Below are 17,990 nucleotides of genomic sequence, written 5' to 3'. Positions count from 1 at the left end.
TGGTCTCTTGTGGGAGCGAACTCGCTCGCGAAGAGATCAGATCAAGCGCCGCGTATTGAAGATGAACGCAGTGCAATGCTCAATCAACGGACATGAAAAAGCCCCGCCTGTTTGCACAGGCGGGGCTTTTTCATGGGCCGGGTTTAAACGAGGGGTTTAGGCTCGTTTTCTTTCTCGGCTTCGTGTTGCGGTTTAACTGCTGGTTGCTCAGTTGCCGCTTCTTCGGTCTTTTCCTCGGCTGCCGGTGAAGGCTGAGCCGATTCTGCTTCAGCGGCAGCAGGCGCTGCCTCGACGACTGGAGCGCTGGCAGCAGCGGCTTCCTGTTGACGACGTGCTTCTTCTTCACGCTTGCGGCGACGAACTTCACGAGGATCGTTCGGTGCACGTCCTGTGCTGCTGACCACTGGTGCAGCCTCTGCTTCTACAGCCGCAGGTGCCTGCTCTTGTGGGGCAGGTGCCTGTTCTTCAACGACCGGCTGAGGCGCGACGTAAGGAGCAGGCTCTTCTTTCACCGCTGCCGGCTCGACGACAGCAGCGGGTGCAGGCGTTGGCAGTTCGGATGATTCAGTGGCTGGCACTTCCTCATGGGCCGCTGCTTCGACCGGCGCCTGTGGTGCCGGCTCTGGCGTTGGCTTGAACGGCACTACGCGTTCTGCGTGAGGTGCTTCGAACAGTTCGGACTGCGCAGCAATGGCAGGTGCTTCGACCGCTGCCGGCTGAACTTCCACCTCGGGAGCAGGCTGTGCTACAGGCGCATCGTCTGCAACAGGGGCTTCAACGGCCGGTGCTTCGACAGTCGGCTCGACAACGGTCGGTGCTTTTTCGACAACCGGTGTTTCGGTGGCTGGCGTTTCAGCTACTGGCGTTTCGGTCACAGGCGTTTCAGTCGCAGATGCTTCGGCAGCAGTTGCCTGATGCACCGGCTCGGCGTCTGCAGAGACTGCGTTGCTGTTGGCACGTTCGGCCTGCTGATGTGCATCGGCTTCGGCTGGTGCGCTGATCACGCTGCTGGCGGCCGAGGCGGCGGCGGTGAAGCCCAGGCCAGCCGACAGGTCGGTGGCGCTGCCTTCTTCTTCGTTGCCGTTCTCTTCGGAGCCTTCGATCACGTTGCCATTGGCATCGCGCTGACGCTCACGACGATTGCTGCGACGACGCTGGCCACGCGAGCGGCGGCGAGGACGGTCGCCTTCGCTGCCGTCGTTGCCTTCCTGGTTCTCGTCATTGATCTGCTCTTCGTTGAGCAGCACTTCCTCTTCGCTCACGGCAGCCGCGGCCTGTTCGGCGCGTGGTTGACGTTCTTCACGAGGTGCGCGCGGCTGGCGCTCTTCGCGTGGTGCGCGTTCAGGACGTTCCTCACGAGCGAGGTTCACCGCCGGGGCTGCATCCAGAGGCTCGCGCAGTTCGCGAACCGGGCGATCTTCACGCGCTTCACGCGGCTTGCGCTCGCGGGTGGTGCGGGCTGGACGCTCTTCGCGCGGTGTCGAATCCTCGCGGGCTTCACGCGGTTCGCGAACAGTGCGCTCTTCGCGAGGTGCACGTTCCTCACGCGGAGCACGCTCTTCACGCGGTGCGCGCTCTGCACGTTCTTCTCGGGGGGCACGTTCTTCACGAGGCTTGCGCTCTTCGTCGCGGCGATTGTTGCGGCCACGGCTCTGCTGGCGGCCGTTGCGGCGTTCCTCGTTGCGGGCTGGACGCTGTTCTGCAACAGGCTTCTCAACCACAACCGGAGCAACAGGCTCTTCCTTGGACGCGAACAGGCTGACCAGGGATTTCACCAGACCCTTGAACAGGCTTGGCTCGTGAGCGGCAGGTGCCGGTGCAGGGTTTGGCGCAGGGGCAGCAACAGCTTCTACCGGGACCGGCGCATTGGCGCGAGCCGGGGCAGTCTTGACGGCTGCTTCCTGACGAACCAGGGTGCGGGTTGCGGCGGCCAGCGGTGCAATTTCTTCCACTTCGGCAGCGGCAGCGGCGATTTCGTAGCTGGTCTGGCTGCTGTGCGCTTCAGGACTGTCATCACGCAGACGCTGAACTTCGAAGTGCGGAGTTTCCAGCTGATCGTTCGGCAGAATGATGATGCGGGCACGAGTGCGCAGTTCGATCTTGGTGATCGAGTTGCGTTTTTCGTTGAGCAGGAAGGCCGCGACCGGGATCGGCACCTGAGCGCGCACTTCGGCAGTGCGGTCTTTCAGGGCTTCTTCTTCGATCAGGCGCAGGATGGCCAGCGACAGCGATTCAACATCACGGATGATGCCGGTACCGTTGCAGCGAGGGCAGACGATGCCGCTGCTTTCGCCCAGCGATGGACGCAGGCGCTGACGGGACATTTCCAGCAGGCCGAAGCGCGAAATGCGACCGATCTGCACGCGGGCACGGTCGGCTTCCAGGCTTTCACGGACTTTCTCTTCCACGGCGCGCTGGTTCTTGGCCGGCGTCATGTCGATGAAGTCGATGACGATCAGGCCGCCGATGTCGCGCAGACGCAGTTGACGGGCGATTTCCTCAGCCGCTTCAAGGTTGGTCTGCAGAGCTGTTTCTTCGATGTCGCTGCCTTTGGTGGCACGCGCCGAGTTGATGTCGATGGACACCAGGGCTTCGGTCGGATCGATGACGATGGAGCCGCCGGAAGGCAGTTCGACCACGCGCTGAAAGGCGGTTTCGATCTGGCTTTCTATCTGGAAGCGGTTGAACAGCGGAACGCTGTCTTCGTACAGCTTGATCTTGCTGGCGTACTGCGGCATCACCTGACGGATGAAGGTCAGTGCTTCTTCCTGGGCTTCGATGCTGTCGATCAGGACTTCACCGATATCCTGACGCAGGTAGTCACGGATGGCGCGGATGATGACGTTGCTTTCCTGGTAGATCAGGAAAGGAGCGGAACGATCGAGGGACGCTTCCTTGATGGCGGTCCACAGTTGCAGCAGGTAATCGAGGTCCCACTGCATTTCTTCGCTGCTGCGGCCCAGGCCGGCAGTACGAACGATCAGACCCATGTCGGCTGGCGCGATCAGGCCGTTGAGGGCTTCACGCAGTTCGTTGCGCTCTTCGCCTTCGATACGACGCGAGATGCCGCCGGCACGAGGGTTGTTCGGCATCAGAACCAGATAGCGGCCTGCGAGGCTGATGAAGGTGGTCAGGGCTGCGCCCTTGTTGCCACGTTCTTCTTTCTCGACCTGAACGATGACTTCCTGGCCTTCGCTCAGGACGTCCTTGATGTTGACGCGGCCTTCAGGAGCTTTCTTGAAGTACTCGCGGGAGATTTCCTTGAGGGGCAGGAAGCCGTGGCGCTCAGAGCCGAAATCGACAAAGGCAGCCTCAAGGCTGGGTTCGATGCGAGTGATTCGGCCTTTATAGATGTTGGCCTTCTTCTGCTCGCGTGCACCTGACTCGATGTCCAGGTCGTAGAGGCGCTGGCCGTCTACCAGTGCAACACGCAACTCTTCGGGTTGAGTTGCGTTAATCAGCATTCTTTTCATGTAGTACCGTCGGTTTCCGGGCTGCCGGAAACGGCGTTCGGCACACACGACTTCTCACGGTCGGTGTCAGGGCACGTCAGGAGTGGTTGGACACTCCAGTGTCTAGCGAGGTCCTCGCCCAGAGGGGGCGGAGGGTCGCGACGACGTTTCCTGCTTGCTGTGGTGGCATAAGACACCCCTTTCAGCAAAAGCTTTGTCAGGAGGAGGAATCGACCATCGGTAGCGGACGAGATGAAGCGTCTAGAACAAGCCTTGTGCTACACAGTCCGATGGTTGTGCGTCTCCACCCTACACGTATCCCTGATAATTCGGGTGCTGCCGCGCGCAGAATCCGCAGCGGGTTGGCATTTACCGCGATCTTCGATAGGGAAGGTCGCGCATCATGGCTTGAGGCGTTGTTCCCGAAGCATTCGCTCGTAGCGTCTGAAAGCGACTGCACTTTGTGAACTGGCCATGAACTGTCCGCACTGGCCGCGAGCTGTCTGCTCTGCTGTCAGGCGTGTTTCCGGCCTCATGTCACCTGCGCTTGTTACGTTTTCAGCGTGCTCCGTTGTCACCGAACACTGCGTAGGACGGCCTCCCGTCCTTGTGAATTGCGTTGGTCAGGGCCGGTTGTCAACCGTTGGTCCGCTGTCCGGCCGCTTTTGGCGGCGTTCGCGACTATAGCAGCAATCATTAAGTGCTTCAAATCCATAAAAAATTGTTATCATTTGCGGCATGACGAATATTGCCCCTCCAACCCCCGGCGTCCAGCTGGTTGAGGTTGCCCCGGAACTTGCCGGTCAACGCATCGATAATTTTCTGATCACTTATCTCAAGGGTGTGCCCAAAACCTTGATTTACCGCATTTTGCGCAAAGGCGAAGTGCGTGTGAACAAGGGGCGGATCAAGCCGGAGTACAAGTTGCAGGCAGGCGATATTGTGCGCATTCCTCCTGTGCGCGTGCCTGAGCGCGACGAGCCGGTGCCGGTCGCGCAGGCGCTGTTGCAGCGTCTCGAAGCTGCGATCGTCTACGAAGACAAGGCACTTATCGTGCTCAACAAGCCTGCCGGTATCGCCGTGCATGGCGGCAGTGGCCTGAGCTTTGGTGTGATCGAAGCATTCCGCCAGCTGCGCCCGGACGCCAAGGAACTCGAGCTGGTGCACCGTCTCGATCGCGACACGTCCGGCCTGCTGATGATCGCCAAGAAACGCAGCATGCTGCGCCATCTGCACGAAGCCCTGCGCGGCGACGGCGTCGACAAGCGCTACATGGCGCTGGTCCGCGGTAACTGGGCAACGGCGCTGAAGCAGGTGCGTGCGCCGCTGATGAAAAGCAACCTGCGCTCCGGTGAGCGCATGGTCGAAGTGAATGAGGAGGGCAAGGAGGCCCTGACGATTTTCAAGGTGCTGCGCCGTTTCGGCGACTTCGCCACCATGGTCGAAGCCAAGCCGGTCACCGGGCGTACTCACCAGATCCGCGTGCACACCTTGCATGCCGGGCATGCGATTGCAGGCGACACCAAGTACGGTGACGAGAATTTCAGTCGCGAAATTCGCGATCTGGGCGGCAAGCGCCTGTTTCTGCACGCTTACATGCTGACGGTGCCGATGCCCGATGGCAGCAAACTCAATGTGCAGGCGCCTGTCGATGACATGTGGGCCAAAACAGTGGAGCGTCTGAGTGCGCCGTGATTACGACCTGTTGATTTTCGACTGGGACGGCACACTGGCCGACTCGGTCGGGCGCATCATCCTGTCCATGCGTACGGCGGCCATCGAGACCGACCTTGAAATTCGCGACGATATGGCGATCAAGGACATTATCGGCCTGGGGCTGCCCGAGGCGATTCGAACCCTGTATCCGCAGATCAGTGGCAATCAGCTTATCGAGTTTCGGCAGCACTACGCGGACAGTTACATGGCAATGGATAACGTGCCGTCGCCGCTGTTCGAGGGTGTGGTGGAGTCGATTCAGGCGTTTCGCGAGGATGGCTATCGCCTGGCGGTCGCTACCGGCAAGGCGCGTCGCGGGCTCGATCGTGTGCTGAAGGCCAACGGCTGGCAGGATTACTTCGATGCCACCCGGGCGGCCGACGAGACCGCCAGCAAGCCTGATCCGCTAATGTTGAACGAGATCATGGCGCACTGTGGTGTTACCCCGCAGCGTTCGCTGATGATTGGCGATGCTTCGTTCGATCTGCTGATGGCTCGCAACGCCGGTATGGATTCGGTTGCGGTGGGCTATGGCGCTCAGCCGCTTGAGTCGCTGCGCCAGTTCGAGCCGCGGCTGGCTATCGAGCATTTTTCCGAGCTGCGCACCTGGTTGAACAGGCGCAGCGTCTAGTTTTCGGGTTGGAGTGATTGGAACATGTCTGACGAATGGAAGGCACCCGTTTCGCAAAGCGCGGACGAGGGCATCAATGGCAGGGAAGAGGCGAAAAGCTGGAAGCTTCTTGAAAAGACGCTGCTGGCCAGTGTTCAGGAGCAGCGCCGGGCGCGTCGCTGGGGGATCTTTTTCAAGCTGCTGACGTTCGCGTTCCTGTTTGTAGCGGTCGTTGTGCCGATGCTGGATTTCGAGGGCGGCACTTCGCGCCGTTCCAGTCACACCGCGCTGATCGATGTGCAGGGCGTGATTGCCGACAAGGAATCGGCCAGTGCCGAGAACATTGTCACTGCGCTGCAGAAGGCCTTCGAGGATGAAAAGACCAAGGGCGTGATTCTGCGTATCAACAGCCCGGGCGGCAGTCCTGTGCAGTCGGGCTATGTCTACGACGAGATCCGTCGTCTGCGCGCGGCGAAGCCGGACATCAAGGTGTATGCGGTCATTACCGATCTCGGTGCTTCGGGGGCTTATTACATCGCCAGCGCCGCTGACCAGATCTATGCCGACAAGGCCAGTCTGGTGGGATCGATCGGTGTGACGGCAGCAGGTTTCGGCTTTGTCGGTGCCATGGATAAGCTCGGCGTTGATCGTCGTACCTATACCTCCGGCGAGCATAAGGCGTTCCTTGATCCGTTCCAGCCACAGAAGGCTGATGAAACGCAGTTCTGGCAGGGCGTGCTGGACACGACTCATCGTCAGTTCATCGCCAGTGTCAAACAGGGTCGCGGCGACCGGTTGAAGGACAAAGAGCACCCAGAGCTGTTCTCCGGGCTGATCTGGACCGGCGAGCAGGCTGTTGCGCTGGGTCTGGTCGATGGCCTGGGCAGTGCAAGTTATGTTGCGCGAGACGTGATCAAGGAAAAGGACATCGTCGAGTACACCGTCGAAGAGTCGCCTTTCGATCGCTTTTCGAAAAAGCTGGGCACCAGTATCGCCGAGCGAATTGCCATGCTGGTCGGTTTCAACGGCCCAAGCCTGCGTTGATGGCTTGATATAGGCATAAAGAACCCGGCCAATGGCCGGGTTCTTTGTCTGTAAGGGTCAGGGTACGCTGACGCCTTCCTTTATTAGCATGTCCACCAGGCGTATCAGCGGCAGGCCGATCAGGCTGGTCGCGTCGCTGCCTTCGGTGCTGCGAAACAGGCTGACGCCAAGGCCTTCTGCCTTGAAGCTGCCTGCGCAGTCATAGGGCTGTTCGGCATGGAGGTAGCGTTCGATGCTGGCCCGGTCGAGTTCGCGCATGTGCACCGTAAAAGGCACGCAATCGATCTGGCACTCGCCGGTTGAGCTATTGAGCAGGGCCAGGCCGGTCAGGAAGGTCACGCTTTTGCCGCTCGCTGCCGTCAGCTGTTCCAGTGCGCGTTCGAAGTTGTGCGGCTTGCCCAGTACCTGTTCGTCAAGGATGGCAACCTGGTCGGAGCCGATGATCAGGTGGTGCGGATGCTCTGCGGCCAGCGCTGTGGCTTTCTCCTGGGCAAGGCGTTGTACGAGGTCGAATGCGGACTCGTTCGGTCGCCGGCCTTCATCGATATCCGGAGACCTGCAGGTGAATGGCAGGCGCAGGCGGGCGAGCAGTTCGCGGCGGTATGAGGAGCTGGAAGCGAGGAGCAGGGATGGCATGCGGTTCTCCGTAGGCTGAGCGTTGATTCTAAAGAGTGGCCGGAGTGACGAACAGGCCTGAATTTCCTTTGACATGCCCGGGGGGCATCCCTAGAATGCTGCGCCTATGTTGAATGACCCGATTCCATCTCACGTTGACCCGCGCAAATTGTCCGATCGCGGCACTACCCTTCAGGGTGAAGTGCTGCTGGGCGATCTGAAGAGACTCTGCGACCCGCTTGCCGACACTGTCGGTACGGTGCAGGCGAAATTCGTTTTTGAGCGTGACGAACGCCGCTCTGTGGTTATCCACAGTTCGATAGACGTCCCGGTCAAGATGGTTTGCCAGCGTTGTCTTGAGCTGGTGACCCTGCCGATCCACAGCGAATGCAGTTACGTTGTGGTGAAGGAGGGTGCGAATACCCAGTCGTTACCGAAAGGTTATGACGTGCTGGAACTGGGCGAAGATCCTTTGGATCTGCTGGCATTGATCGAGGAGGAGCTATTGCTCGCCTTGCCCATTGTGCCTGCTCATCATCCTGAAGAATGCCAGCAACCGGCGGGTCTCGATGAGCCCGAACCGAGCGTGGACGAGGTAACGCGGTCCAACCCGTTCAGTGTATTGGCGCAGTTAAAGCGTGACCCAAACGTTTAGGAGTTAATCAATTATGGCTGTTCAGCAGAACAAAAAATCCCGCTCTGCCCGTGACATGCGTCGTTCGCACGACGCTCTTGAGGCAAGCACTCTGTCGGTAGAAAAGACCACTGGTGAAATTCACCTGCGTCACCACGTATCGCCAGAAGGCGTATACCGTGGTCGTAAAGTGATCGACAAGGGCGCTGACGAGTAATTTCTTGTCCGCTCCGATCATCGCGATCGACGCAATGGGCGGGGACTTCGGTCCCCGCAACATTGTTCAGGCAAGCCTCGCGTGCCTGACCGCTACACCCTCGCTTCATCTGGTCCTTGTCGGCCAAGCTCCCCTTATTGAAGAACTCGTCTCTGGCCATGAAGCCGTGGACCGTTCGCGCCTGCGTGTCATTCATGCCAGTGAAGCGATTGCAATGGACGAGCGCCCGTCTCAGGCGTTGCGTGGCAAACCGGACTCCTCCATGCGCGTTGCCCTCGAGCTGGTGGCCAGCGGTCAGGCCCAGGCATGTGTGAGTGCCGGCAATACCGGTGCGCTGATGGCGCTTTCCCGGTTCGTGCTCAAGACCTTGCCAGGGATTGATCGCCCGGCAATGATCGCAGCCATTCCCACTCGCTCAGGTCATTGCCAGTTGCTGGACCTGGGGGCGAACGTCGATTGCAGTGCCGAGGCGCTCTATCAGTTTGCGGTGATGGGCTCGGTGCTTGCCGAGATCCTCGGTGTCGCAACGCCCAGAGTGGCCTTGCTCAACGTGGGCACTGAAGACATCAAGGGCAATCAGCAGGTCAAGCGTGCTGCGGGTCTTTTGCAGTCTGCCTCGGGGCTTAACTACATTGGCTATGTTGAAGGCGACGGGTTGTACCGAGGGGAAGCTGACGTGGTGGTGTGTGATGGTTTTGTCGGCAACGTGTTGCTCAAGTCGAGTGAGGGGCTGGCGACCATGATTGCGGCCAGAATCGAGACGCTGTTCCAGCGCAATCTGCTCAGCAGGGCAGTCGGCGCGCTGGCGCTGCCCTTGCTGAAGCGGTTGCAGACCGATCTGGCGCCCGCCCGTCATAATGGCGCGAGCCTGCTCGGGTTGCAGGGGGTCGTGGTGAAAAGTCATGGTTCTGCAAGTGTTTCAGGTTTTCAGAGCGCGATTCAGCGAGCCATCGTCGAGTCCGGGGAAAATCTGCCACAGCGTTTGAGGGGGCGGCTTGAAACGGTGTTTCAGGGCGGCCGAACCTGAAAATGTGACGCATCAGACTGGTCAGTCATCCAACCGATCAGTCATATACATTAGAATTCCCGCGTTCGGCCTGTCCGGACGCCCATTTTGGCGACAATAATTCAGAGGCTTGTCAAATGTCTGCATCCCTCGCATTCGTCTTTCCGGGTCAAGGATCGCAATCGCTCGGCATGCTCGCCGAGCAAGGCGCGCAACATCCGCTGATCCTCGACACTTTCGAGCAGGCTTCCGAAGCCCTCGGCTATGACCTGTGGGCACTGACTCAGAACGGTCCTGCCGAGCTGCTCAATCAGACCGACAAGACCCAGCCGGCCATTCTGACCGCTTCCGTAGCCCTGTGGCATGTATGGCTGGCCGAGGGCGGTGCGGTTCCTGCATTCGTCGCCGGCCATAGCCTGGGTGAATACAGCGCACTGGTCGCCGCGCAAAGCCTGAGCCTGGCCGATGCCGTGAAGCTGGTCGAGCGTCGTGGCCAGTTGATGCAGGAAGCGGTGCCAGCGGGTCAGGGCGGTATGGCCGCCATTCTGGGTCTGGATGATGCCGACGTTATCGCAGCCTGCGCCGAAGCGGCACAGGGTGAAGTCGTGAGTGCCGTGAATTTCAACTCGCCGGGCCAGGTGGTGATTGCCGGTTCCGCCGAGGCCGTCAAGCGTGCCATGGAGCTGTGCAAGGCCCGTGGTGCCAAGCGCGCCTTGCCGTTGCCGGTCAGCGTGCCATCGCACTGCGAACTGATGCGCCCGGCCGCCGAGCGTTTCGCCGAGGCCGTTGAAGCCATCGAATGGCAAGCGCCGGAAATTGCACTGGTACAGAACGTCAGCGCCAGTGCCGTCAGTGATCTGGCGACGCTCAAGCGTGATTTGCTGGAGCAGTTGTACAAGCCGGTACGCTGGGTCGAATCCATTCAATGCCTGGCCAGTCGCGGTGCGACCCAGCTTGTGGAGTGCGGTCCGGGCAAAGTGCTGGCTGGTCTGAACAAGCGTTGCGCCGACGGCGTGATTACCTACAACCTTGATACCCCGGACGCCTTTGCCGCCGCGCGCGCGGCACTGGCCTGATTAGGAGAAGCCTGCATGAGCCTTCAAGGTAAAGTTGCACTGGTAACCGGTGCAAGCCGCGGCATTGGTCAAGCCATTGCTCTGGAATTGGGACGCAATGGTGCTGTCGTCGTGGGTACCGCGACGTCAGAGTCCGGCGCCGAGCGCATCAGCGCGACGTTCAAGGAAAACGGCATCGAAGGCTTTGGCCTGATGCTGGATGTCTGCGATGCCGAGTCTGTGAATTCGGTCCTGTCCACCATTCAGGAGCGCGTCGGCGCACCGTTGATTCTGGTCAATAACGCCGGTATCACCCGTGATAACCTGATGATGCGCATGAAAGATGACGAATGGTATGACGTCGTCAACACCAATCTGAACAGCCTTTTCCGTCTTTCCAAGGGTGTTCTGCGTGGCATGACCAAAGCGCGTTGGGGGCGTATTATCAGCATTGGTTCGGTTGTGGGTGCCATGGGCAACGCCGGTCAAGTAAACTATGCTTCCGCGAAGGCCGGTCTGGAAGGCTTCAGCAGGGCTCTGGCCCGTGAAGTGGGCTCGCGGGCGGTCACCGTGAATTCGGTGGCACCGGGTTTTATCGATACCGACATGACGCGTGAGCTGCCTGAGGCTCAGCGTGAGTCACTGATTACCCAGATACCCCTGGGCCGTTTGGGGCAAGCCGAAGAGATTGCGCACGTAGTCGCTTTTCTTGCGTCCGAAGGCGCAGGCTACGTTACCGGGGCCACAATCCCTGTTAACGGCGGCATGTACATGAGCTAATGTGACGACCTGTTTCAAAAAAATGTCATACGAGCTGTCTAAAATCCGTTATAAAGCTGCAATCTATGAATGGGCAAAGGTACGGTTGGGCATAAGGGGAGAGCGTTAAGCTTGAAATTCGCAAAACCTCTTCTATACACTTACCCACTGGCCAGATGCCTGAACATTTCCACTAGGAGTTAAAACTAGGTATGAGCACCATCGAAGAGCGCGTCAAGAAAATCGTTGCAGAGCAACTTGGCGTCAAACAAGAAGAGGTTGTCAACACTGCTTCTTTCGTTGAGGACCTGGGCGCTGACTCCCTGGACACCGTCGAGCTGGTAATGGCTCTGGAAGAGGAATTCGAGACCGAAATCCCGGACGAAGAAGCGGAAAAGATCACTACCGTTCAAGCAGCAATCGACTACGTCACTAGCCATCAGGCTTAAGATTTGTAATCGCTGACTGCTGTCACGGGAAAACCGCACTGCTTTAACCGGCGTGCGGTTTTTTCTTTAAAAAACGCTGTGATTGTTCCGTAAACAAGAGAGAAGGAGAGTCCTGTGTCGCGTAGACGCGTCGTGGTCACCGGGATGGGCATGCTTTCGCCACTGGGCAATGACGTGCCCAGCAGTTGGCAAGGCATTCTGGCGGGCCGCAGTGGCATTGGCCTTATCGAGCACACGGACTTGTCAGCCTTCACCACCCGCTTCGGCGGTTCGGTCAAGGGTTTCAACGTCGAAGAATACCTCGCGCCCAAAGAAGCGCGCCGCCTCGATCTCTTTATTCAGTATGGCCTCGCGGCCAGCTTTCAGGCAGTGCGTAATGCCGGCCTTGAAGTCACTGATGCAAACCGTGAGCGCATCGGCGTTGCCATGGGTTCGGGCATCGGTGGTCTGACCAATATCGAAAACAGCAGTCGTCTGCTGCACGAGCAGGGTCCTGGGCGGATTTCACCGTTCTTCGTTCCCGGCTCGATCATCAACATGATTTCCGGTTTCCTGTCGATCCATCTGGGCGCACAGGGACCCAATTACTCCATCGCGACGGCTTGCACGACTGCAACCCACTGCATCGGTATGGCGGCTCGCAATATCGCTTATGACGAAGCGGACGTGATGATCGCCGGCGGCGCTGAAATGGCCGCCTGTGGCCTCGGTCTGGGTGGCTTCGGTGCAGCGCGTGCGCTGTCGACCCGCAACGATGACCCGACCCGCGCCAGTCGTCCCTGGGACAAGGGCCGTGATGGCTTCGTCCTGTCCGACGGTGCCGGTGCCATGGTGCTCGAAGAACTCGAGCACGCCAAGGCGCGTGGCGCGACCATTTATGCAGAGCTGGTCGGGTTCGGTATGAGCGGCGACGCCTATCATATGACCTCGCCACCTGATGACGGCGCCGGTGCTGCACGCTGCATCGTCAATGCGTTGCGTGATGCCAAGGTCAATCCCGAGCAGGTGCAGTACATCAACGCGCACGGTACATCGACACCGGCAGGCGATCTGGCCGAAGCTTCTGCGATCAAGTCGGTATTCGGTGATCACGCCTACAAGCTGGCAGTCAGTTCGACCAAGTCGATGACCGGCCACCTGCTGGGCGCCGCCGGTGCTGTCGAGGCGATCTTCAGCGTGCTGGCAATGGTTGATCAGGTGGCTCCACCGACCATCAACCTGGATGAGCCAAGCGAAGGCTGCGATCTGGACTTTGTGCCTCACGAAGCGCGCCGCATGCCGATCGACGTCGTTCTGTCGAACTCCTTCGGCTTCGGTGGCACCAACGGCTCGCTGGTATTCCGTCGGTTCGCCGAGTAATGCCCGGCTGGGTCGATGGCTGCCCCGCAGACGCCATGTCCCTCAAGGACCGAGGGCTGGCCTATGGCGATGGACTGTTTGAAACCATCGTCGTCAAGGCCGGGCAGCCATTGCTCCTGGAGCGCCATCTGCAGCGTCTCGAAAACGGATGCGCGCGCTTGTCGATCGCAGCCGACCACATGCTGATCCGTGCAGAAATGACCCGCTTTGCTGCAGAACTCGGCGACGGGGTCATGAAGCTGATCCTTACCCGCGGCGACAGCCAGCGCGGCTACGCTCCGGCCCCCGATGCCCAGCCGCGTCGAATCCTGCAGGGCAGCCCTGCGCCAGCCTATCCCCATACGCATGCCGAGCAGGGCGTGCGTCTGTTTGCCTGCCAGACGCGTCTGGCGCAGCAGCCGCTTCTGGCCGGACTCAAGCACCTCAATCGTCTGGAACAGGTACTGGCCCGCTCCGAATGGAGTGACAGCGAGCACGCCGAGGGTTTGATGCGCGACACATCTGGACTACTGATAGAAGGTGTCTACAGCAACCTGTTTCTGGTCAGTCAGGGCCGTCTGCTGACGGCTGATCTCAGCCGCTGCGGGGTCGCAGGTGTCATGCGTGCCGAGTTGCTGGATCAGGCACCAAAGCTGGGGCTGGCTGTCGATATTCGTGACCTGCACATGTCTGACCTTGAATCGGCAGACGAAGTGTTTCTATGCAATAGCGTGTACGGCGTCTGGCCGGTTTGCAGCTTTGCAGCGTTGAACTGGCCGGTCGGGCCGCTCACCCGTAAACTGCAAGGCATTGCCCGCACCCTTCTGGATATCTGATTTTGATCCGAAAAATATTGGTGTTGCTGGAAACAGCGGTCGTCCTGGCAGGTTTACTGCTCGGCTTTGCGTTCTGGCAGCAGTATCAGGCGCTGAACCAACCGCTCGAGGTGGCTCAGGAACAACTGCTGGATGTTCCGGCCGGTTCAACGCCGACCGGCGTACTCAATCGATTGCAGGCCGATGGCGTGATCAAGGACGCTTTCTGGCTGCGTCTCTACTGGCGTTTCAACCTGTCCGGACAGGCGCTGCACAGCGGTGAATACCGCATGGTGCCGGGCATGAACGTCAAAGGCCTGTTCGACGTCTGGAAGCGCAAGGAGGTCGTGCAATACAGCCTGACGCTGGTCGAAGGCTGGAATTTCCGGCAGGTGCGTGCTGCATTGGCCAAACAGGCCAAGCTCGATCAAACGCTGGCAGGCCTGTCCGACAGCGAGCTGATGGCGAAAATCGGTCATCCAGACGTGTTCCCTGAAGGCCGTTTCTTTCCGGACACCTACCGCTACGTGCGCGGCATGACCGATGCCGAATTGCTCAAGCAGGCTTACAGCCGCCTGGAAGAAGTGCTCGACGAGGAATGGAATTCGCGGTCGTCGGAGGCTCCCTATTCAAACCCTTACCAGGCGCTGATCATGGCGTCACTGGTCGAGAAGGAGACCGGCGTACCTCAGGAGCGCGGCCAGATAGCCGGCGTGTTCGTGCGTCGCCTGAAGCTGGGCATGCAGTTGCAGACCGACCCGACCGTGATCTACGGCATGGGCGAGCGCTACAACGGCAAGCTGACCCGCGCCAACCTCAAGGAAGCCACGCCCTATAACACCTACGTGATCGCCGGCCTGCCGCCGACGCCCATTTCGCTGGTGGGGCGCGAAGCGATTCATGCTGCGCTCAATCCGGTGGACGGCAGCAGCCTGTATTTCGTGGCCAAGGGCGATGGCAGCCATGTGTTCTCGGACGATCTGGATGCCCATAACGCGGCCGTGCGTGATTATCAGCTCAAGCGCCGTGCGGACTATCGCTCTAGCCCGGCACCCGCCGCACCTGCCACACCGGCACCGGCAACTGACTCGCCCTCTTCGGAAGCCGTGCCTGCGGATGTTCCGGATGCCCCGCAGCCCGAGTCGAATGCGCAATGATGACGATTAAGGATGAGCTGTGACTGGTTTGTTTATCACTCTTGAAGGCCCGGAAGGTGCAGGCAAAAGCACCAACCGTGATTACTTGGCGGCGCAGTTGCGTGCGCAGGGTGTTCAGGTATTGCTGACCCGCGAGCCTGGCGGTACACCGCTGGCCGAGCGTATACGCGAGCTGTTGCTGGCACCCAGCGACGAGGCCATGAGCGCTGACACCGAGCTGTTGCTGGTGTTTGCCGCGCGTGCACAGCATTTGGCCGAAGTCATTCGTCCAGCGCTGGCGCGGGGCGAGGTGGTGCTCTGCGATCGGTTTACCGATGCGACCTACGCCTATCAGGGTGGCGGTCGCGGCTTGTCCCATCAGCGTATTGCAGCGCTGGAGCAGTTCGTTCAAGGCGACCTGCGCCCTGACCTGACGCTGGTGTTCGACCTGCCGGTGGAGATCGGCCTGTCACGGGCCGCTGCACGCGGTCGGCTGGATCGGTTCGAGCAGGAAGGGCGGGCGTTCTTCGACGCTGTGCGCAGCACCTATCTGGAGCGGGCCAAGGCCGAACCTGCGCGCTATCGCCTGGTAGACGCCGCGCAAACCCTGGCCGATGTTCAGGCGTCTCTCGACACCTTGCTGCCTCAGTTACTGGAGCTGCAACGTGGCTGAAGCCTACCCCTGGCAGGCTTCGCTCTGGCAGCAGATGGCCGGTCGTGCTCAGCACGCTCACGCTTATCTGCTGCATGGGCCGGCGGGTATCGGCAAGCGCGCCCTGGCTGAACGGCTGATGGCCAGTCTGCTGTGCAAGACGCCCGAAGGGCTTGATGCCTGCGGACACTGTAAGTCCTGTCTGTTGCTGGCAGCTGGCAGCCACCCCGACAATTACGTCCTCGAACCGGAGGAGGCGGACAAGCCGATCAAGGTCGATCAGGTCCGTGATCTGGTCAGTTTTGTGGTGCAGACCGCTCAGATGGGCGGGCGCAAGGTGGTGCTCGTCGAGCCGGTGGAAGCGATGAATACCAACGCGGCCAATGCCTTGTTGAAAAGTCTGGAAGAGCCTTCAGGCAATACCGTTCTGTTGCTGGTCAGCCATCAACCGAGCCGCTTGCTGCCAACGGTCAAAAGCCGCTGTGTGCAGCAGGCGTGCCCATTGCCCGGCGAGCAGATGAGCCTCGATTGGCTGAACGGCGCATTGCCTGATTGCACGCAGGACGAGCGCTTCGAGTTACTGACGCTGGCCGCCGGATCGCCGCTGGCTGCGGTGGCGCTGCACACGCAGGGCGTTCGCGAGCAGCGCGCGCTGGTGGTCGACGGCGTCAAGAAGCTGCTCAAGCAACAACAGTCGGCTACCCAACTGGCCGAGGGCTGGAAGGATATTCCGCTGTTACTGCTGTTCGACTGGTTCTGTGACTGGTCGCACCTGATCCTGCGCTACCAGATGACGCAGGACGAGGAAGGTCTGGGCCTGGGCGACATGCGCAAGGTGATTCAATACCTGGCGCAGAAGTCTTCTCGCGCCAAAGTGCTGGATATTCAGGACTGGATTCTGGCGCAGCGCCAGAAAGTCATGTCCAAGGCCAACCTCAATCGGGTTTTGCTGCTTGAAGCGTTGTTGGTGCAGTGGGCAGGCCTGCCAGGACAGGCGTAGACTCTGCGTTATCCGGGAACCGTTGAGGTGTTGTCATGAGTCTGCCGCCGAGCACAGGTCCACGTAATGGCATTCTGTCCCTGACCATCAAGGACAAGTCCGTTCTTTACGCTGCTTATATGCCGTTCATCAGAAATGGCGGGCTGTTCATTCCGACCAGCAAAAGCTACAAGCTGGGCGATGAAGTGTTCATGCTGCTCAATCTGATGGACGAACCGGAAAAGGTGCCGGTTGCCGGCCGTGTTGCCTGGATAACGCCAAAAGGCGCGCAGGGCAATCGCACCGCCGGCGTCGGCGTGCAGTTCAATGACGGCGACAACACTGCCCGCAATCTGATCGAAACTCACCTGGTCGGCGCTCTCAAGTCCGATCGTCCAACCCATACGATGTAGTTGTGTTTTAACCCATGCTTGTAGATTCCCATTGTCACCTTGATCGCCTTGACCTTGCCCAGCACGACGGCTCTCTGGATGCAGCCCTCGACGCCGCCCGTGGCAGAGGGGTCGGGCACTTTCTCTGCATCGGTGTCAGCGCCGACAATGCGGGTGCGGTCAAGGCACTCGCCGAACGCTACGCGGATGTCGACTGCTCGGTGGGTATTCACCCGCTGGACGTGAAGCCCGGCGAAATGCCGCCTCTGGACTGGTTGCTCAAGGAGCTGGACCACCCGCGGGTGGTGGCGATTGGCGAGACCGGTCTGGATTATCACTACGAACCTGAAGCAGCCGAGCTGCAACAGGCGTCTTTCCGGGTGCACCTTGAGGCGGCCCGAATCACTGAGAAACCAGTGATCATCCACACCCGGGGCGCACGTGCCGATACCCTGAGCCTGCTGCGCGAAGCGGCCTTGCCCCACGCCGGTGTGCTGCACTGTTTCACCGAGGACTGGGAGATGGCCAAGGCGGCGCTGGACCTGGGGTATTACATCTCGCTGTCCGGCATCGTGACGTTCCGCAATGCCGATGCCCTGCGCGACGTTGCAAGGCAGGTGCCCGCCGATCGTCTGCTGGTCGAGACCGATTCCCCGTACCTCGCGCCCATCCCGTACCGGGGCAAGCCGAATCTGCCCCAGTACGTACGTGAGGTTGCCGAGTTTCTGGCGATGCTGCGAGGCGAGTCCTACGAGCTTTTTGCCGAACAGACCACCGCCAATTTCGCTCGCCTGTTTCCGCTGGCGCATGTTCAACGCTGACGGATACGCACGTTGATACGCAGGCAAATCGCAGGCAAAAAAAACCCGGATTCTGGGGGGTGAAGCCGGGTCAAGACCATTAGGAGTAAAACAAAGGCGCGCGAATCCTTCGGCACCTTTACTGCCGAGTCATTTGGGGAATGATGACGCGTCAGCAGCTTAAGTATTGTTCAGGGCGGCGTATCGTCCAGTGTCTTTTGGTCGTTTTTTAAACAGTTTTGGAATACTAAAGCGGTCCTTGAGTGCTCGATGAACACTTTTTATCGGGTGACACACAGGGGCGCTGCATTGATTTTGCCC

General features: G+C 59.9%; 18 protein-coding genes. 16 read left to right on the top strand and 2 right to left on the bottom strand.

What is annotated here, in order from left to right:
- Positions 1 to 143: 143 nt before the first annotated feature.
- A complete protein-coding gene (gene rne, locus BLR20_RS06910) occupies positions 144 to 3,473 on the bottom strand; it encodes a ribonuclease E (protein WP_420875063.1) in 3,330 nt (1,109 codons plus the stop codon).
- A gap of 717 nt (positions 3,474 to 4,190) precedes the next feature.
- Here rne and rluC point away from each other — a divergent pair.
- The 3 genes from rluC to sppA are packed head-to-tail and all read left to right on the top strand — an operon-like array spanning position 4,191 to position 6,822.
- A complete protein-coding gene (gene rluC / locus BLR20_RS06900; protein WP_003317474.1) occupies positions 4,191 to 5,147 on the top strand; it encodes a 23S rRNA pseudouridine(955/2504/2580) synthase RluC in 957 nt (318 codons plus the stop codon).
- A complete protein-coding gene (locus BLR20_RS06895; protein ID WP_010432555.1) occupies positions 5,137 to 5,799 on the top strand; it encodes an HAD-IA family hydrolase in 663 nt (220 codons plus the stop codon). Before rluC ends, BLR20_RS06895 begins: the two co-directional genes overlap by 11 nt.
- A gap of 24 nt (positions 5,800 to 5,823) precedes the next feature.
- Positions 5,824 to 6,822 (top strand): signal peptide peptidase SppA, encoded by a 999-nt coding sequence (gene sppA / locus BLR20_RS06890; protein ID WP_010432553.1) that lies wholly within the window; start codon positions 5,824 to 5,826, stop codon positions 6,820 to 6,822.
- Positions 6,823 to 6,879: 57 nt separating this feature from the next.
- On the opposite strand, the gene BLR20_RS06885 is transcribed toward sppA, so the two are convergent.
- A complete protein-coding gene (locus BLR20_RS06885) occupies positions 6,880 to 7,458 on the bottom strand; it encodes a Maf family protein (RefSeq protein ID WP_054994565.1) in 579 nt (192 codons plus the stop codon).
- A gap of 106 nt (positions 7,459 to 7,564) precedes the next feature.
- On the opposite strand from BLR20_RS06885, the gene BLR20_RS06880 reads away from it, so the two are divergent.
- The 13 genes from BLR20_RS06880 (at position 7,565) to BLR20_RS06820 (ending at position 17,690) form a co-directional block, all read left to right on the top strand.
- On the top strand, positions 7,565 to 8,092 hold the full coding sequence (locus tag BLR20_RS06880) for a YceD family protein (RefSeq protein WP_003390869.1): 528 nt from the start codon (positions 7,565 to 7,567) through the stop codon (positions 8,090 to 8,092).
- Positions 8,093 to 8,105: 13 nt separating this feature from the next.
- Complete coding sequence (gene rpmF / locus BLR20_RS06875) at positions 8,106 to 8,288, top strand: 50S ribosomal protein L32 (protein ID WP_002552688.1); 183 nt, start codon at positions 8,106 to 8,108, stop codon at positions 8,286 to 8,288.
- Positions 8,289 to 8,292: 4 nt separating this feature from the next.
- Entirely contained in the window at positions 8,293 to 9,315 is a 1,023-nt protein-coding gene (gene plsX, locus BLR20_RS06870; protein WP_054994566.1) for a phosphate acyltransferase PlsX, read from the top strand.
- A 116-nt stretch (positions 9,316 to 9,431) separates the two neighbouring features.
- The gene (fabD, locus tag BLR20_RS06865) at positions 9,432 to 10,370 is read left to right on the top strand and encodes an ACP S-malonyltransferase (RefSeq protein WP_025990978.1); all 939 of its coding nucleotides are present in this window, start codon (positions 9,432 to 9,434) and stop codon (positions 10,368 to 10,370) included.
- Positions 10,371 to 10,385: 15 nt separating this feature from the next.
- Positions 10,386 to 11,129 carry a 3-oxoacyl-ACP reductase FabG gene (gene fabG / locus BLR20_RS06860; RefSeq protein ID WP_003318510.1) on the top strand — a complete coding sequence of 248 codons (744 nt, stop codon included), beginning with the start codon at positions 10,386 to 10,388 and terminating at the stop codon, positions 11,127 to 11,129.
- Positions 11,130 to 11,320: 191 nt separating this feature from the next.
- The gene (gene acpP / locus BLR20_RS06855) at positions 11,321 to 11,557 is read left to right on the top strand and encodes an acyl carrier protein (RefSeq protein ID WP_003227051.1); all 237 of its coding nucleotides are present in this window, start codon (positions 11,321 to 11,323) and stop codon (positions 11,555 to 11,557) included.
- Positions 11,558 to 11,671: 114 nt separating this feature from the next.
- Positions 11,672 to 12,916, top strand: a complete 1,245-nt coding sequence (fabF, locus tag BLR20_RS06850) for a beta-ketoacyl-ACP synthase II (RefSeq protein WP_032612129.1) — start codon at positions 11,672 to 11,674, stop codon at positions 12,914 to 12,916.
- Positions 12,916 to 13,731 (top strand): aminodeoxychorismate lyase, encoded by an 816-nt coding sequence (gene pabC, locus BLR20_RS06845; protein WP_054994567.1) that lies wholly within the window; start codon positions 12,916 to 12,918, stop codon positions 13,729 to 13,731. Before fabF ends, pabC begins: the two co-directional genes overlap by 1 nt.
- A gap of 2 nt (positions 13,732 to 13,733) precedes the next feature.
- A complete protein-coding gene (mltG, locus tag BLR20_RS06840) occupies positions 13,734 to 14,867 on the top strand; it encodes an endolytic transglycosylase MltG (RefSeq protein ID WP_054994568.1) in 1,134 nt (377 codons plus the stop codon).
- 19 nt (positions 14,868 to 14,886) lie between these two features.
- Positions 14,887 to 15,519 carry a dTMP kinase gene (tmk, locus tag BLR20_RS06835; RefSeq protein WP_010432532.1) on the top strand — a complete coding sequence of 211 codons (633 nt, stop codon included), beginning with the start codon at positions 14,887 to 14,889 and terminating at the stop codon, positions 15,517 to 15,519.
- Positions 15,512 to 16,498: a DNA polymerase III subunit delta' gene (locus BLR20_RS06830; RefSeq protein ID WP_054994569.1), complete on the top strand. Its 987-nt coding sequence runs from the start codon at positions 15,512 to 15,514 to the stop codon at positions 16,496 to 16,498. Before tmk ends, BLR20_RS06830 begins: the two co-directional genes overlap by 8 nt.
- Positions 16,499 to 16,533: 35 nt before the next feature.
- Positions 16,534 to 16,890, top strand: coding sequence for a PilZ domain-containing protein (locus BLR20_RS06825; RefSeq protein ID WP_003409617.1), 357 nt, complete (start codon positions 16,534 to 16,536; stop codon positions 16,888 to 16,890).
- Between the two features lie 14 nt (positions 16,891 to 16,904).
- Entirely contained in the window at positions 16,905 to 17,690 is a 786-nt protein-coding gene (locus tag BLR20_RS06820) for a TatD family hydrolase (RefSeq protein WP_054994570.1), read from the top strand.
- Positions 17,691 to 17,990 lie beyond the last annotated feature (300 nt).

Source organism: Pseudomonas congelans, assembly GCF_900103225.1.
GTDB classification, from domain to species: Bacteria; Pseudomonadota; Gammaproteobacteria; order Pseudomonadales; family Pseudomonadaceae; genus Aquipseudomonas; species Aquipseudomonas congelans.
Note: the sequence above shows the minus strand (reverse complement) of the source record. Positions and strands in the feature narration are given on the sequence as shown.